14 protein-coding genes and 1 pseudogene are annotated in these 15,063 nt (G+C 42.0%); 3 read left to right on the top strand and 12 right to left on the bottom strand.

Going from position 1 to position 15,063, the window contains the following annotated elements:
* Positions 1–46: 46 nt before the first annotated feature.
* From MKX30_RS23410 to MKX30_RS23380, 7 genes are all read right to left on the bottom strand, one after another.
* On the bottom strand, positions 47–1,051 hold the full coding sequence (locus MKX30_RS23410) for an SPFH domain-containing protein (protein WP_339201247.1): 1,005 nt from the start codon (positions 1,049–1,051) through the stop codon (positions 47–49).
* Between the two features lie 140 nt (positions 1,052–1,191).
* The gene (locus MKX30_RS23405; protein WP_023986507.1) at positions 1,192–1,986 is read right to left on the bottom strand and encodes a TPM domain-containing protein; all 795 of its coding nucleotides are present in this window, start codon (positions 1,984–1,986) and stop codon (positions 1,192–1,194) included.
* Positions 1,983–3,017 (bottom strand): hypothetical protein, encoded by a 1,035-nt coding sequence (locus MKX30_RS23400; RefSeq protein ID WP_023986506.1) that lies wholly within the window; start codon positions 3,015–3,017, stop codon positions 1,983–1,985. Before MKX30_RS23400 ends, MKX30_RS23405 begins: the two co-directional genes overlap by 4 nt.
* A gap of 26 nt (positions 3,018–3,043) precedes the next feature.
* Entirely contained in the window at positions 3,044–3,703 is a 660-nt protein-coding gene (locus tag MKX30_RS23395) for a PspA/IM30 family protein (RefSeq protein ID WP_023986505.1), read from the bottom strand.
* A 183-nt stretch (positions 3,704–3,886) separates the two neighbouring features.
* Positions 3,887–4,729, bottom strand: coding sequence for an aldo/keto reductase (locus tag MKX30_RS23390; protein WP_023986504.1), 843 nt, complete (start codon positions 4,727–4,729; stop codon positions 3,887–3,889).
* 278 nt (positions 4,730–5,007) lie between these two features.
* On the bottom strand, positions 5,008–7,392 hold the full coding sequence (locus tag MKX30_RS23385; RefSeq protein WP_034094952.1) for a phosphoketolase family protein: 2,385 nt from the start codon (positions 7,390–7,392) through the stop codon (positions 5,008–5,010).
* A gap of 294 nt (positions 7,393–7,686) precedes the next feature.
* Positions 7,687–8,409 (bottom strand): GntR family transcriptional regulator, encoded by a 723-nt coding sequence (locus MKX30_RS23380; RefSeq protein ID WP_023986502.1) that lies wholly within the window; start codon positions 8,407–8,409, stop codon positions 7,687–7,689.
* Positions 8,410–8,761: 352 nt separating this feature from the next.
* Between MKX30_RS23380 and MKX30_RS23375 the strand changes: the two genes are divergently transcribed.
* Complete coding sequence (locus MKX30_RS23375) at positions 8,762–9,913, top strand: glycosyltransferase family 2 protein (RefSeq protein WP_023986501.1); 1,152 nt, start codon at positions 8,762–8,764, stop codon at positions 9,911–9,913.
* A gap of 222 nt (positions 9,914–10,135) precedes the next feature.
* Here the strand turns inward: MKX30_RS23375 and MKX30_RS23370 are convergent, their stop codons facing one another.
* The gene (locus MKX30_RS23370; RefSeq protein WP_023986500.1) at positions 10,136–10,693 is read right to left on the bottom strand and encodes a PadR family transcriptional regulator; all 558 of its coding nucleotides are present in this window, start codon (positions 10,691–10,693) and stop codon (positions 10,136–10,138) included.
* A gap of 284 nt (positions 10,694–10,977) precedes the next feature.
* Between MKX30_RS23370 and MKX30_RS23365 the strand changes: the two genes are divergently transcribed.
* Positions 10,978–11,451, top strand: a complete 474-nt coding sequence (locus tag MKX30_RS23365) for a tautomerase family protein (RefSeq protein ID WP_341063608.1) — start codon at positions 10,978–10,980, stop codon at positions 11,449–11,451.
* Between the two features lie 295 nt (positions 11,452–11,746).
* Here MKX30_RS23365 and MKX30_RS23360 read toward each other — a convergent pair whose 3' ends face one another.
* The gene (locus tag MKX30_RS23360; protein ID WP_076265138.1) at positions 11,747–12,394 is read right to left on the bottom strand and encodes an NAD(P)H-dependent oxidoreductase; all 648 of its coding nucleotides are present in this window, start codon (positions 12,392–12,394) and stop codon (positions 11,747–11,749) included.
* Between the two features lie 175 nt (positions 12,395–12,569).
* Between MKX30_RS23360 and MKX30_RS23355 the strand changes: the two genes are divergently transcribed.
* Positions 12,570–12,917, top strand: a complete 348-nt coding sequence (locus tag MKX30_RS23355) for a winged helix-turn-helix transcriptional regulator (RefSeq protein WP_076265139.1) — start codon at positions 12,570–12,572, stop codon at positions 12,915–12,917.
* A 238-nt stretch (positions 12,918–13,155) separates the two neighbouring features.
* Here the strand turns inward: MKX30_RS23355 and MKX30_RS23350 are convergent.
* From MKX30_RS23350 to MKX30_RS23340, 3 genes and pseudogenes are all read right to left on the bottom strand, one after another.
* A pseudogene (locus tag MKX30_RS23350) lies at positions 13,156–14,105 on the bottom strand (ring-cleaving dioxygenase).
* Between the two features lie 74 nt (positions 14,106–14,179).
* Positions 14,180–14,578, bottom strand: a complete 399-nt coding sequence (locus MKX30_RS23345) for a DoxX family protein (protein ID WP_023986495.1) — start codon at positions 14,576–14,578, stop codon at positions 14,180–14,182.
* A 67-nt stretch (positions 14,579–14,645) separates the two neighbouring features.
* On the bottom strand, positions 14,646–14,873 hold the full coding sequence (locus tag MKX30_RS23340; RefSeq protein ID WP_023986494.1) for a DUF896 domain-containing protein: 228 nt from the start codon (positions 14,871–14,873) through the stop codon (positions 14,646–14,648).
* Positions 14,874–15,063 lie beyond the last annotated feature (190 nt).

Below are 15,063 nucleotides of genomic sequence, written 5' to 3'. Positions count from 1 at the left end.
CCCAGTCGGAACTTTTCTGAAATAAAGAAGTTTGACCGTAGCTATGTTATCCGTTCAATTTTTGTCCACAATTCGGACAGAAGTTAGCTCCTTCGTTTTTTGTACCGCAATTCGGACAAAAATTGAGCTTTTTAGCGTCTCCAGATGAAGAGGGGGCAGCAGGTGTAGGCTGAGTCTCAGCCAAAGGCTTTGGGTTCGGGTTCGGGTTCGGGTTCAAATTTTTCATCATTTCATTTGCTATATTCATCCCCATCATCATACTCGCCATATCCGAAGCAGCACCGCCGCCTTTTACATTACCCGATGCAATCCCGTCCGTCATCGTCACTTGTTGGTACTTTTGCAGATTACCGATCATTTCATGAGAGGCTGTCTTCGTAATCATATCTTGGATTTCTTGAGGATAATTGAAGCTCATCACATGAAAGCCAGTAATCGTCATACCGTTGTCCATCACTTGCATATCCAGATCTTCTTGAATACCTTTTGAAATGTCAGAAGCATTCGCCTGCAGATTGAACATGTCCTTTCCTTCTCTGCTAATCCACTTCATCAATAACTGATCCAACACCGAAGTAATCCGTATTTTCACATCCTCAACGAGATAACTGTCCTTCACTCCGGCAATCTTATCGATGAGCGTAACATAATCGTTCACTTTAAAATTAAATGTGCCATTGGCACGAATCGGCATACCGCCTGGCAGCTGGGGGGTCGGGATCAGCACTGGATTCTGCGTCCCCCATTTGACCGTAAATTCCTTCGTATTAACGAATAAGACCTCTACCCTCATGCCACTGTTAAAACCAAATTTAAACCCTTTTAGTGTGGATAGAAATGGAATAATGTCAGAGTCCATGTTATACGACCCTTCATTCTCGAAAATACCCTCTATTTTGCCGTTATTTACAAAAATCGCATCTTGACCGGAGCGGATGATTAATTTACTGCCTTTTTTAATTTCACGGTTGCTCCACTTCCAGAAAATCATATCATCTCTAAATTCTTCCCATTCTACAACATTTGCAAATTGATTTCTGAAGAACCCCATACTGTATCCATCCTTTCAATTTAGGATTTTGCAAAATTCGATTCCAGTCGCTCCAAAGTGCAATATATAGACGAACTAGACCATTTCGATCTATATATTGTTCATTGAAAGTGCTTATTGGATTTTTACAAAATCCTCAGTTAAAATGATCCTCTGCTGCCGCTATGCGAATGACCGCCGCTGGTAGTTCCGCCACCACCGCCTGAGCTGCTGCTACTGCTGCTCTTTTCAATCTTCCGTTTCGTTGTCGTTGTGTGAAGATACTGATCTCGATGCTCCAGAACTCCTGAAGCGTTCGAATCCTCGTAGGTCTGCCGATTTACCGTAACCCGACCGCCAGAATTGGAAACCATCTTGCCCACGATCATCGCCGCCAATCCCAGGGCAACCGCCAAATGAAGCCAGCCCTTAAAAAATATACTGTCTGGATTCACCCCTGGACGGATGGCCAAATATTTGTGCGCACTCAGAATATACTTTTGAAATGCAAGCCCATAGTTGCCGTTCGTCAGGTCCGGGCTAATCTCATGGCGTATTTTAGTAAGCCTGTCGTCATCCAGATACCGTTCTGCCTTATAAAATCCGGCCAAGTACACCTCTCTATTTCTCATATCCATCGTTAAAATGACCGCGTTCCCATGAGATCTGTCATACCCAGGGCCATGGTCATCATAAAAGTCCTGCGTCATTTTCATAACATCCATATTGTCGGGATTGAGAGTAGTATAAATAATAATGTCCGTTTCTCTTTCCGCTCCGTATTGATTAGCCATAGCGTTCAACACATCATACTCTTCCTGATTGAGCAGACCCGCTTCATCATAAATCAATGGCTTCATTTCTGTCGTTGCTGGTTCGCCCTTCATTTCCATAGGAACTGCCAGAAAAGCAGCAAAGAACAACAAAACGGCTATAATCGCTCTATGCTTTTTCAATAAAATCCCCCTCCCATCATCAACCAAGTGATTAACCTCAATGAAAAGAGAGTAATGCCGAAAATGCCTGCAAACCAAGCCGTCACTTTGAACTTGCTAATCGGAGGCTTACCGACTACCTTGCCCGTCTGTCCGTTCATAGCAAACGTATGCTCCAATTGATTATAGTCATAGTGTATGACCCACACCGGGAGCAGGACATAATCCGCTTGTTTTAATGTAGTATCAATTTGCTTTTCCGTATAACTCACGGCCGTATACTCTGACACCGTAGAATGAATATAAGCATCAATATATTCCTTCACTTTTTCTTTAACTCGCGGGAAAAGCTCTTCTTCGTTATAACTGTACTTCTCCGCAATATAACCTGCTAGATATGGCGTTTTAAAGGGTTTTAGCTGATCGTATGGAAAAGGCTCCAATTTATCCATCAGCTCATCGTTCATTTTCTCCGCAGCATCAATTGGAACCTTTACATAATTCAAACGAATTTTCCGATATACATCGAAATGCTTCGTTTCCGTATATTCGTAGTCTCCGCTCGTATAGGTTCTCACTTGGGTACCTTCACCTTGAACCTCAATTTTATTATGTAATTCATATAACCAGAAGGGCACATACATCCCGGTTATTCCCTTGATTCGGTCTGCTATCATGAACCGGTTCGGCGTCAGACGGCCATTCTTGCACCATTTTTTGAAAGCAGCTATGGCTTCTTCCTTACTGATTGAAAAAGGAATAACCTGCGCTGGAGCCAGCTTGCCAGTCAGTCGATCCCCGAGAACCACGGCAGAACCACAAAAGCTGCACACCGTTGCACTCGTCTCCACTTCGGTCATAATCACTGCTCCGCAGTTATTACAATGATACTCATGGGCCTCATCTTCTGAAAAAATACGATTTATCAGAGGATCAGGAATAGATTCGATATTGTCCTCTCTTCCGCAACTATGACAGGATAACATCCCTGTCTCACCGTCAAAGACCATGCCGCTGCCGCAGTTTGGGCATTTGTATTCGATAACCGGCATCTGCTCACCTCTTCATGTAGATACTGTTATGATTCCTTATGGTTGATTTTTTCTTTGATCGCAGCCAGTTCATCCTCTGCATTCGTACTCTTCTCGTATTGTGCAAATAAAGCATCCAGGTCGTCCTTCGTTCCTGCCCGAAGCTCGGCTATAGCCATCGCTTCATCATACGCTCTGTTCACCTGTTCTTCCATAACTTCGAAAGCAGAATTCTTGCTGCCCATAGAGTTCAAGGTTTGCTGTGCTTTGGCAACCGCCATCTTCCCTTTAAGTTCAGCGCGCCGCGCTTCTAGTTGCCCCATATCGGACACCAACTTCTCCTGCATTTGTTTCATATTTACGGCGTTTGTCGAAGCTAAATCATAGGACGTTTGTAATTGTTCCAATTTCTCCGCCTGCAAACCTTTTCTCTCCAGAAACTTTCGAGCTTCCTCTTCATTACCAGCTTCCACAGACTTACTGGCATAATGCTGGAGCTTTTTGATTTCGGCTTTGCATTCATCCAGTGCTCTTTTTGCCCTTCTCTCATCAGCCAACACTGAGGCCGTCTCCGCTTTCACCTTGCCTAGATCACTGTTTAAATTCCGCATATAATCGTCAATGGTTCTCTCCGGGTCTCCCACCTTATCCACTAAGGCGTTAACATTCATTTTCATAATATCCCTAAACCTCGACAAAATTCCCATGATGACCTCCTTCGAAAGGACTACATTCCACCATATCATACATCAAATCCGGTAAAAAATGTTCATCATAGCTCTATATACTGGCCCACTGATCACTTTCGGATGTGTGTTCGTTTTATTATAAAAGCAAAGGGTCCAAAAACCCGCGACAGATTTTTGAACCCTTCTATTTATTGTTCCTGATTATAGTTCTTCATAGGACTTGGGGTCCTGACCCCATATCCGCCCATCCTCACTGCTAAATGCCGAAATCACGTTCATTTCCTCTGGAGACAACTCAAAATCAAAAATATCCAGATTCTCCGTTTGGTGTTTTAAAGAAGAGGCCTTAGGGATCGGGATCGCTCCAAGTTGGATATGCCAACGTAAAATCGCTTGTGTAGTCGTTTTACCATGAGCAGCAGCAATTTCCCCAATCTTTTCATTCTCCAGTATGCTGTGACCACGCCCCAAGGGGCTCCACGATTCGGTCACGATGCCCTGTTCAGCATCTTTTGCACGCTGGTGCTCCTGATTAAACAATGGATGCAATTCAACTTGATTGATGCTCGGGGCGACACCTGTTTCCCGAATTAAACGTTCATTATGCTCGGGCAGAAAATTGCAGACCCCGATGGAACGAATATAGCCCCTTTTCTTCGCCTCAATCAACGCCTGCCAGGCTTCAACATATCGATCAATTTGGGGATTCGGCCAATGGATCAGATAAAGATCATAATAGTCCAGACCTCCTCTATATAATGACTCTTCGATCGTTACAATGGCTTCTTGGTAAGCATGTCGGCGACCCGGTAGTTTGGAGCAAATCAACAATTCTTCTCTGGGCACAGAGCTCTGCCGGACCGCTTTCCCGACAGCCCCCTCATTTTCATAGTTGAACGCTGTGTCGATCAGACGGTAACCTGCATCAACTGCGCCGGTAATCGCCTGTACTCCATCTGCACCCTTAAATCCAACAGTCCCAAATCCAATGACGGGCACTTTAGTGCCATCATTCAATACCTTCTCCGGAATTTGATGGTTCATATTAACAGCCTCCTTTACTATTCTCATATACCATAACACCTCTTTAATCGTCAGGCAAAATATAGAAATTCATTTCGTTCCCTATATATGTATATACCCACTAGCTTGTAACTTCTCTACCAAGTTCTCTGTGTGCTAAATCAAAAAGCGCCTGATCCCCATTGAAATCATACTTGAAGTCAAAGGGGTCAGGCACTTGTATACCACTACCAGATCATATATTCCACTTCATGCTTGATGGCTTGGTTGTCCAACATAAAGTTGAAGTGTCTGTGTTTTTATTTCAAGCCTTTCCATACCCAGTTCTCTACCTCTGGTAAATCAATACCCTCTTCGCGAATGAATTGATGATGTTTCTTAACCGTAGCATCCATTTCATCCACAATGTTGGTATACTTCTCAGCGTCAGGTAAGCTTAGAACAGCTTCCTTCACTAGATCGAAGCGATCCATCTGATTCAATACGCGCATATCAAATGGTGTCGTAATATCGCCATTCTCACGGTAACCATGTACATGCAAGTTATGGTTGTGACGATCAAAGAACAGATCTTTGATCAGACCTTCGTAACCATGGAAAGCGAAAACAACTGGCTTGTCTTTTGTGAAAAAATGATCAAACTCGGCGTCGGATAATCCACGCGGGTCTAGTTTTTGACTTCTCAGTTTCAGCAAATCTACCACGTTGATGTACCGAATCTTCAAGTCAGGCAGTTTTTCATGCAAAATGGAAATCGCAGCTAAACTTTCAATAGTTGGCTCTGTACCAGCAGAAGCAATGACAAGGTCAGGTTCCCCACCTTGATCTGTACTTGCCCAATCAATAATCTTCAACCCTTTGTCCACCAATTCTTTCGCTTCATCAGCACTAAACCATTGTGGACGTGGGTGTTTAGACGAAACAATCAAATTGATCTTTTGACGGTCATTTAAAATGGTGTCGAAAACAGCCAACAATGAATTGGCATCCGCTGGCAGATACTCCCGAATAAATTCTGGTTTTTTATCAGCCAAATGACCTAACAAACCTGGATCTTGGTGTGTATACCCATTATGATCCTGTTGGAACACTGTTGAGGTTGCTACGACATTCAATGATGGGATATCTGCACGCCATCCTTGATCCGTTGCTTTACGCAGCCACTTAAAGTGTTGGGTGATCATCGAGTCAACCACACGCAGGAAGGCTTCGTAACTTGCAAAGAAACCATGACGACCTGTTAATACATAACCTTCCAGCAATCCTTCAGCTTGGTGTTCGGATAATTGAGAATCAATTACGCGGCCATAGGATGATAAGAATTCATCATTAGGTTCAATAATTTGGTCCATCCATTGGCGTTTGGTTACTTCAAAAACAGGAGCCAAGCGGTTAGACATCGTTTCATCCGGTCCGAAGATTCTGAAATTACGATTTTCTTCATTTAAAAGAACCACATCTTTAACGTATTTCCCTAAAACCGACATATCTTGCGCAATCACTTTACCAGGTACGGAATTATCCAGCGCATAGTTACGGAAATCCGGTAATTTCAAGTCTTTAATGAGGTTACCCGCATTCGCAGCAGGGTTCATTCCCATACGTTTATCGCCTGTAGGCAGGATTTCAGCAAGCTCAGAGTTTAAACGACCGTTTTCGTCGAACAATTCCTCTGGTCTATAGCTATTCAGCCATTCTAACAAAGCAGGTGCGTGTTGCATATTTTTTTGATCAACCGGAATTGGAACCTGATGGGCACGGAATGAATTTTCATTCGGCACGTTGTCCCATTCCTTCGGACCTGTCCAGCCTTTAGGTGAACGGAATACAATCATCGGCCACGCCGGACGAGTAAGGTCATTATTTTCACGCGCATTCTTCTGAATAGCTTCAATCTTCTCGATGGCTGTATCCAATACTTTCGCCATTTCTGGATGCATGTGATCCGGATTTTCACCTTCAACAAAGAACGGCTCCCAACCCAAACCTTTAAAGTATGAGGTCAATTCTTCTTTCGATTGACGAGACATAATCGTTGGGTTACTAATCTTAAAGCCATTCAAGTGCAAGATTGGCAGCACTGCACCATCCGTGATGGGGTTGATAAATCGGTTAGAGAACCACGAAGCGGCTAATGGGCCCGTTTCAGCTTCGCCATCACCAATAACAACAGCCGAAATCAGATCAGGATTATCCAGAATGGCACCTACACCATGAGAAAGGGAGTAACCTAATTCTCCACCTTCATGGATAGATCCAGGTGTTTCAGGAGCAGCATGTGAAGCAATACCGCCAGGGAAAGAGAATTGCTTGAACAATTTCTTCATACCTGGGATATCTTGCGTAATTTGTGGATAGATTTCAGTGTAACTACCATCCAGATAAGAATTTGAAACCATAACCTGGCCGCCGTGACCAGGACCTTCAATGTAAAGCATGCTCAAATCATATTTATTAATAACACGATTTAGATGTGCATAAATAAAGTTTTGACCCGGAATTGTGCCCCAGTGTCCAATAGGCTTAACCTTCACATCTGAATCTTTTAAAGGCTCTCTCAACAAAGGATTATCTTTTAAATAAAGCTGACCTACTGAAATGTAGTTCGTTGCACGCCAATATGCATCAAGTTTTTCCAAATATGTTTTAGATGAATAATCTGCTAACACGGGTGATAATGACATTGTGTCCACTCCCTAAGTAGTTTTGTTTGTAATTTATTTCCGGAAATTTCATCTACATGTACATCATAACGCTACCCCAATTTAATTCAACCTTTTTCACAAGTGATACGGTCCAATTTTGTGAAATTTTGAACATACTATGAAATATAAATTAAAAAGACAGTAAAAAAGCTCTTACATTAAAATATATAGAAGTATAAACCAATAAAATTTGTAATAAACGAGGTAATTGCAGGCTTCAATCCTTTTTTCAAAACCATAAAAAAAAGACCGGAGAATTCTCCAGTCTTATCATTAGTGAACCGATACAAAGGTATTAAATTTCAAATATTTGTAATGAAATCGCATATGAGAAAACTCAAATGGCGTACCGTTATCTAAAAAGAACACACCTTCCATAATACCTACAGGCTCATTTTCATTTAAATGTAGCAGCTTTTGATCATTCTCTTGAGACGGTTCTGCAAAAATGGATAAAAAAGATTTGGTGACGGCCAAGTTCCGCGAGTCTTCCAAATAATTAAAAATGGACCCCTCGATAATTGTCTGATTTAAATTCTGGACAATTTTAATGGGGATATAGCCCGTTTCAATCATAAAAGGATCATCATCAAACAGACGTAAGCGAACAATTTTGTAAACAAAATCATGAGTCTCCAAGAACAAATCGCGCTGTAACTCTTCTGTTGGCGGAATGACCTCAAAACTCAATACTTTGATCTTAGGCTTTTTACCATGCATTTGAAAATTATCAGTGACCCCTAGATTAGAGCCTTCGTAGTTAAAGATAGATTCATTTCTTATGTATAATGGATTAATAAATGTCCCGGAACCTTGTTTTTTGAAAATAATTCCGACATTCTCCATTTTAGTCAGAGCACGTTTAATTGAACTACGACTAACCTGGTACGTCTCACTAAGACTACGTTCATCTGGCAATCTCATATCCGCAAACTTTCCCGCAAAAATTTTCATCTTGAGATCGTCAATAATTTGCTTATAGACAAATTGTGTCATAAAGTACTCCTCTTTCAGGTCTTCTATAACTCTATATAGTTTACCATAACTTGCCCATTTCATCTCATGTTTGTTTCTGTTTGCTGAGCGGGCTTTCAGCGGATAGGAAGCGCCGTCGCTTTTACTTTACATCTCTATGCATAATACCATGATTACACATATATAACACCACTGAACGTACCTGCAAAACAGCAGAAAATACAGAACCCCCACCTTAGCATCAGTAATAAGACCAAGCCTGTTTCGAACCTTGAGGGATGTTTGACTAGACCAGGCTAAAATCCTTGAATACATTGTTATTATTCATCTTGTTCAAACGTTTTCTAATAAGAATGGTGGGGGGGAGATCATATTGGCTATCCGCTACAGCGTCATCATTCCAACCTATAATCGAGCCCAGCAATTGTTGCTCACACTCGCTTCATTTGAGACACAAACCTATCCAAAGCAACTATTCGAAGTCATTGTAGCTGATGACGGTTCTACAGACGGAACGAAAGAAATGGTCGAAGGCTTCAAAGCATCCTATCCTCTTATCTATGTGTCACATCAGGAACAACGCGGTCGATCTGCCGTTCGAAATTTGGGACTGCGCCGTGCAAAAGGGCTATACATCATCTTCTGCGACGCTGACTTTGTAGTATTACCGGAATTCATTAGGATCGTGAGCCGTTATCACCGTAAATATCCCAAGTCTGTGCTCTCAGGCATTCCTCACTCATGGGACGATGCTTTTACCCATTATTACCCTGACTTTTCTCCTGAAGAAAAAGAACAATGTCGCAACATACTTACGCAGTCCAACTTATGGAATGCTGACTATGAAGCAGCGAACGAAATTACTCCAATCATAACCCCTGAAGATATCCTTCACCAAACGGGTGCACTGTCTAAAGTAGTTAGTCCCACAAGAGTCCCCCCCAATACGCAGAAACAATTTGCCACAACGGATGTCGCCCCCTGGATGCTGCTGGTTACTCGTTGTGTAGCCATCAGACGCAGCCACTTGATTCGTATTGGAGGTTTTAATGAACGGTTTGTGCTGTATGGACTCGAAGACTGGGACCTTGGCTATAGACTGCATCGCTTGAAGATCCCTTTTTATTGCATCAAAGAGGTGGTCGGATATCATCAGGAACATCCAACCTATCTCAGAGGTAACGTTTTAAATACAGAAAATCTGAGAATCATGTATGAAACTTACGGATTCAATGACTCCTCGTTAAATTTATTTGCCCTTATCCCTCCATCCGAGGATTTTGAGACCTACAAAAATACGTTGCGGGTATTGCGCAGGGGATTCCGCTCTAGGTTAACACGCTCATCAGCACTGTTATTAAGAAGAACATTACGCATTGCAGCCAAACAGTTCTACGATCAAAGCCATACTCATGCATACAAAAAATCATTACACTTGATAAAAAAGAAAGCAGAGAACCGGAAAAGTCGAGTCGCTCACGTGTTACGAGAAATGCTGGTGAAGTCTGAAAAGCTGGTGGAATAATAGTTACTCATTTACAGCGTACAAAATCGTATGTATTGCATCCTCCTTACGGGATAAAAAAACTCCTCCATAAAGGTGCGAGCCCAACTTGGCAAGCAGCTTTATGGAGGAGGAGTCGCCATGTCCGGAGATAACGACAAGAATTGTCGTTACTAGTTTACTATTCCTCTGATAGTCCAGCATGCTTTCTGATTATTCATTACATATGAGTTTTACCAACTGCTAAGAACTCAATATTTTAATGCTATCATCGCACCAGCTAATTAAACTGCTAAACTGACTTTTACCATAGCTCATTGTGATCATCCAATATTTGTGATTATGGTCTTTATGCTCTACGTTGATAAGCCAACGTTCAAGTTCTTCAAAAATATGCAAGCTTTCCACTAGCTTTTCTTTATACTCCTGTATGTGCTTTATAATCGTTTCAGGCGAAGAATTCCCGCCAAAAAACACCCTCAACAGCAGCTCATTTTTTTTAAGCATCACCACATGCTCCATGGGCTGAGAAAGCCAGTCTGACAACGTCTGCCTTCCCTGATCGGTAATGCTGTAGAGTTTCTTGTCAGGCTTTCCTTTCTGTCGAATAACCTCGACTGCAATATCTTTTCGATCCAGTAGCTCTGCCAGGCTGGGATAGATCTGACCATAGTTCTCATTCCAAAAGTAACTAGTGCTTTGCTCCATATGTTGCTTTATATCATAACCGGTATGAGGACCCAGACTCAGAATGCCTAATACCGCAAACATTGTATTGGTTTTTCCTGACTGTCTCGCCATTATATATTGTGCCTCCTGTTACCTCTAGCAAATCTCCGTAGTATGTCATGCTTTCATTAGACTAGACATAATTATAGCCCATTTAAACTAGCTTCACATCTCTCTATATATTATTTAAATATATATTATTATAATAATTAGTGTTGACAGGGGTTTATCATCGTTTTATATTAACGATATCAACAAAATACCAATGAGCTTGCCAAGCTGAAGCCTTGGATACAGATATCATAAAGAATTCCAAGACATCGCTTGGTTAAATCTTAATAAGGAGATATCAGACCATGACCATGATCAGTGTAAATAATCCCGCAGGCCGCATAACGCTTGAACAGCGCCGTCTTTTGGCAGAAGGTTTGACGGATGCAGTTCTCGTTCCAGAGGTAGGTCAATATTGTCCGCCAGCAAGAGAAGGGTTTCAGGTCCATTTCACCGAACGTCCAATAGATTACATGGCAATTGGCGGGCAATTGCTGTCGGATCAGCCAGAACGTGATGTAATTACTGTCAATGTTCTGGTGATGGATGGTGACTGGCCTAACGACGTTCGCAAAAAAGTGCTTGAGAATATTCTTGGCAGTTTGACTAAAGTACTTGGTGTACCGGAACCATCCCCAACTTGGTGGGTATCCTTCCAGGTCATTGAAGAAGGCAGCTGGGGTTCTCGCGGCAGCGTGCTCTCCATTCTAGACCTGCTGGATTCAGGAGTCTTTACTGAGGAGAAAATTAAGGCTATCAAGCAAAATATTACACGGTAATGCGTGGAATTTGGCATTTCTAAAGATTGGAGGAGCATTCATATCTTGTCGGCTAGAGGATACGGGAAACACCGGGAAATCTCCTGACGTGGTGGCTAAGGCAATTTACAAACCGGCAACTGACGTCTTAAACCTTCTGCGGTATTCAGTAGGAGAACCATCCAAAAGGTTATATCTTTAGCAGTAACAAGCTTATAACTTAGCACAGTGTAATATGTCCATATGTCCAAACGAAAGAACACCCATAAGGGTGTTCTTCATTTTTCCAAAGGAACGTCCTCCAGTTTACGTATTCTTAATGGCTAGCCAAATCATGCTCCAAAGCTTGAAGAGAAAGGCTACCCCTCGTACTGCCTCCCTCTCCCGGTCTCATATCAAAAATACGATCGACAAATCGATTGACATCCAGCAGCATTGCTTTTCGTTCCTCCAAGGTTACACGCGGCACCGAGTAAAGAAGCTTAATCTCAGCATCCGAAAACTTGGCGAACCCAAACAAATTATCGTTCGCCGCGTAGAGCATATCTTTCTGACGTGATATACGAATATAGTCTTCTGAAGATCCTGTTGTAAAAATCGAGTAGGCTCTCTTGCCCTCAAGCCCATATACACCATCAGAAGAGCGTATGAGTCCTGTTGTGAACACTCTATCTATATATCCTTTAATAACAGCGGGAAATCCGCCCCACCATACCGGTGAAATAATAATCAAGGCATCTGCCCACAATAAATCCTCCTGTTCTTTTACTATCTCCTCTGGCAATACGTTAGTGACCTTAGCCTCTAAATCCTTTAAGCCTACCATCGGATTAAATGACATTTGAATTAAATCTTTTACCTTAACATTCGCCCCTCGTACGTTTAAATGAGCGATCACCTGCTCCAAAATCGCTTTGTTAAAGCTCTTAGCATAAGGGTGACCGTATAAAATATTAATGTTCATCTTCTTCGCCCCCAGAATATTTTCAGATGGCTTGTCAAAGCTTTAATGCTAATGTAATGTTAAGCCAATGGTATCGAAACAACAAGTAGGCATATTTATAGTATATACTATCAAAAATCATACTAATTGATTTCATAGGACTTTCTGGAATACAAATGATGAGGAGATGGCACAAATGAGTGAAAATCTGAATTATTTTATAGATTGCCCCTTAACAAAGGTTCAGAAAATCATTGGCGGCAAATGGAAAATAGTGATTTTATGGTTTCTGTCCCGTGGTACCCGAAGATTCGGTGAAATTAAACGCGCCTTTCCTGATATCACACAAGCGATGTTAACCAAGCAGCTAAGAGAATTAGAAGAAGACGGGTTTGTGCATCGCGAAATATTCAGAGAAATCCCTCCCCGGGTTGAATACTCGCTAACAGCTCACGGAGCAAATTTCGTCCCCATATTGCGCAGTATGTATGATTGGGGGGAGGTTCATCTGGAGCACTCGAAAATTAGATGCGTTGAAAAATAGCGATTAAATATACATCCCTTCCTGCCTAGCGTGATCAGACTTTCATCCCTATGTTATAAGTCCATACCAAGTGCATAATGAAAACCCACTATGACCAATTTTGTCAAAGTGGGTTTAATCCTGTTGATATTCATCTTGTCATGTTTATATTCAGTCATGTACCGTTTTTCTAAACCTGGCAGTTCCCATCAACGTGGCTTCACCTTTTCCTCTGGAGGTAAAACAGCTGCCGTTTCGTTTACTGTTGTTTTCCAGTTAATGTTCTCACTTCAATAGGATGCAGATTCGCCTCAATTTGAGCCCGCTGCGGTTCATACCACTCTGGCAGCATTAATTTCTGCCCCAAAGATTCAGCAGGTTCATTATTAGCAAATCCCGGTGGATCTGTAGCAATTTCAAATAGTATGCCGCCCGCTTCTCTGAATATATCGCATTAAAATATTGGCGGTCTATGATTGGAGTCGGCTGATAGCCATAATGCTGGACTGCGCTTCTCCATTCTTCATGTTGTTCGAAATCTTTTGCACGCCACGCAATGTGATGTACCGTGCCTGCTCCACCAAAGCCTAAACCCATTTTGGCGAGCGGAACATCTACGATGTTGCCGATTTCTCCTACGGACTGATAACGGGCATATTCGGCGTCTTCAGCGATTTTTGTAAATCCGAGTATGGTCTCCAATGCATCCATCGTTTTCTGTGGGTTAACGCTAAATAGCACGGCACCTCCAAACCCCTTAATTGCTTGATCAGCCGAAATGCCATCGTAAGACCAAGTGCTATTCGCTCCCGCTTCACGTTCGACAAGCTCAAGACATAGACCCTCATTATCCTCAAATTGAAGATATTGTTCAGAAAAACGGCTCGTTTTCGTAACTTGAATATCAAAGCTTTGCAAACGATGCTGCCAAAAATCAAGTGAACCTGGGGGTACCACATACGAGGTTATGCCCACCTGGCCACCTCCGATTCGCCCTTTGGGAGTTCCTGGTGCAGGAAAAAAAGTAATGATCGTTCCAGGACTTCCTGCCTCGTTACCAAAGTACAAGTGGTAAACCTCAGGAGCATCGAAGTTGATTGTTTTCTTCACTAACCGAAGTCCCAGGACGCCGGCATAGAAGTCGACATTTTCCTGTGGATTACCGGCAAAAGCTGTAATATGATGGATACCTGTAGTTTGCAGTGACATATGAAATCCTCCTTTAATCGTAGGAACCTTTATTTTTTGTTGTTGATGACTTTTAATGACCTAAACATCATGTTTTATCTAAGTAATGCATCGATAGAATATGAACCTGCTCCTGTCAACGCAATACCAATTACGACTGCAACAAGAACTAGTGGATATTCATAGCCGTTAGCCGTTGCCCAGATCCCATTTTGGCCATGTACTTTGAAAATCGCTCCGAGCATAGTCACCGTAATCAACAATGCAGCCAGTGGTGTGAGCAGTCCTAAAGCAAATAGAGCTCCTCCCAACAATTCCATCAACCCAGCAGACACTGCCATGAACACTCCAGGCTTAATGCCGATCGATTCCATCCAACCGCCAGTACCTTTTGGACCATAGCCACCAAACCAGCCAAAAAGTTTCTGAGCTCCATGCCCCACCAATAACAATCCAACCACCAAACGTATCAGTAACAATCCACTTGCCAACATAAAAATCACCCTCCATATTATATTTACTTAAAGATTATTAAATTAGAGATATTAGATAAAATTAAATTCATCGTTTAGCGATTTGAGCCTGTTCTTTTTTTAGTTTCTCAGGCGTAACATCGTCTCCATTCGGATCATAAATCGTAGCATTCAAGAGAAGGCTTTGTACAGAACCCCGAAAGATTTGAAGGTATTCTTTGCGAAGATCCGTTTGTTCCGTTTTTTCGATTTCAGTCAACCCAACTTCTTTTGTTTTTTTTGCAAGCTGATTAATTCTTTCTAAAATGGTGATCACGTGTATACCTCCCTATTCAAAATTTTCTGGTTGTTTTATCTTTAATTTATTTATCTTGATATAAAGATATAATATTTTTTTATCCATGTCAATACTTTTTCGAAAAGAAAATCAATGCTTGGGTTGCTTACGGAGAAAAAGCAGCAGGAACACTTAGAGATACCTTTAAGCTACAAGTTGTGTAAAACCT

This window comes from Paenibacillus sp. FSL P2-0173, assembly GCF_038008045.1.
Lineage (GTDB): Bacteria > Bacillota > Bacilli > Paenibacillales > Paenibacillaceae > Paenibacillus > Paenibacillus polymyxa_B.
This window is presented reverse-complemented; position numbering and strand designations above follow the sequence as displayed.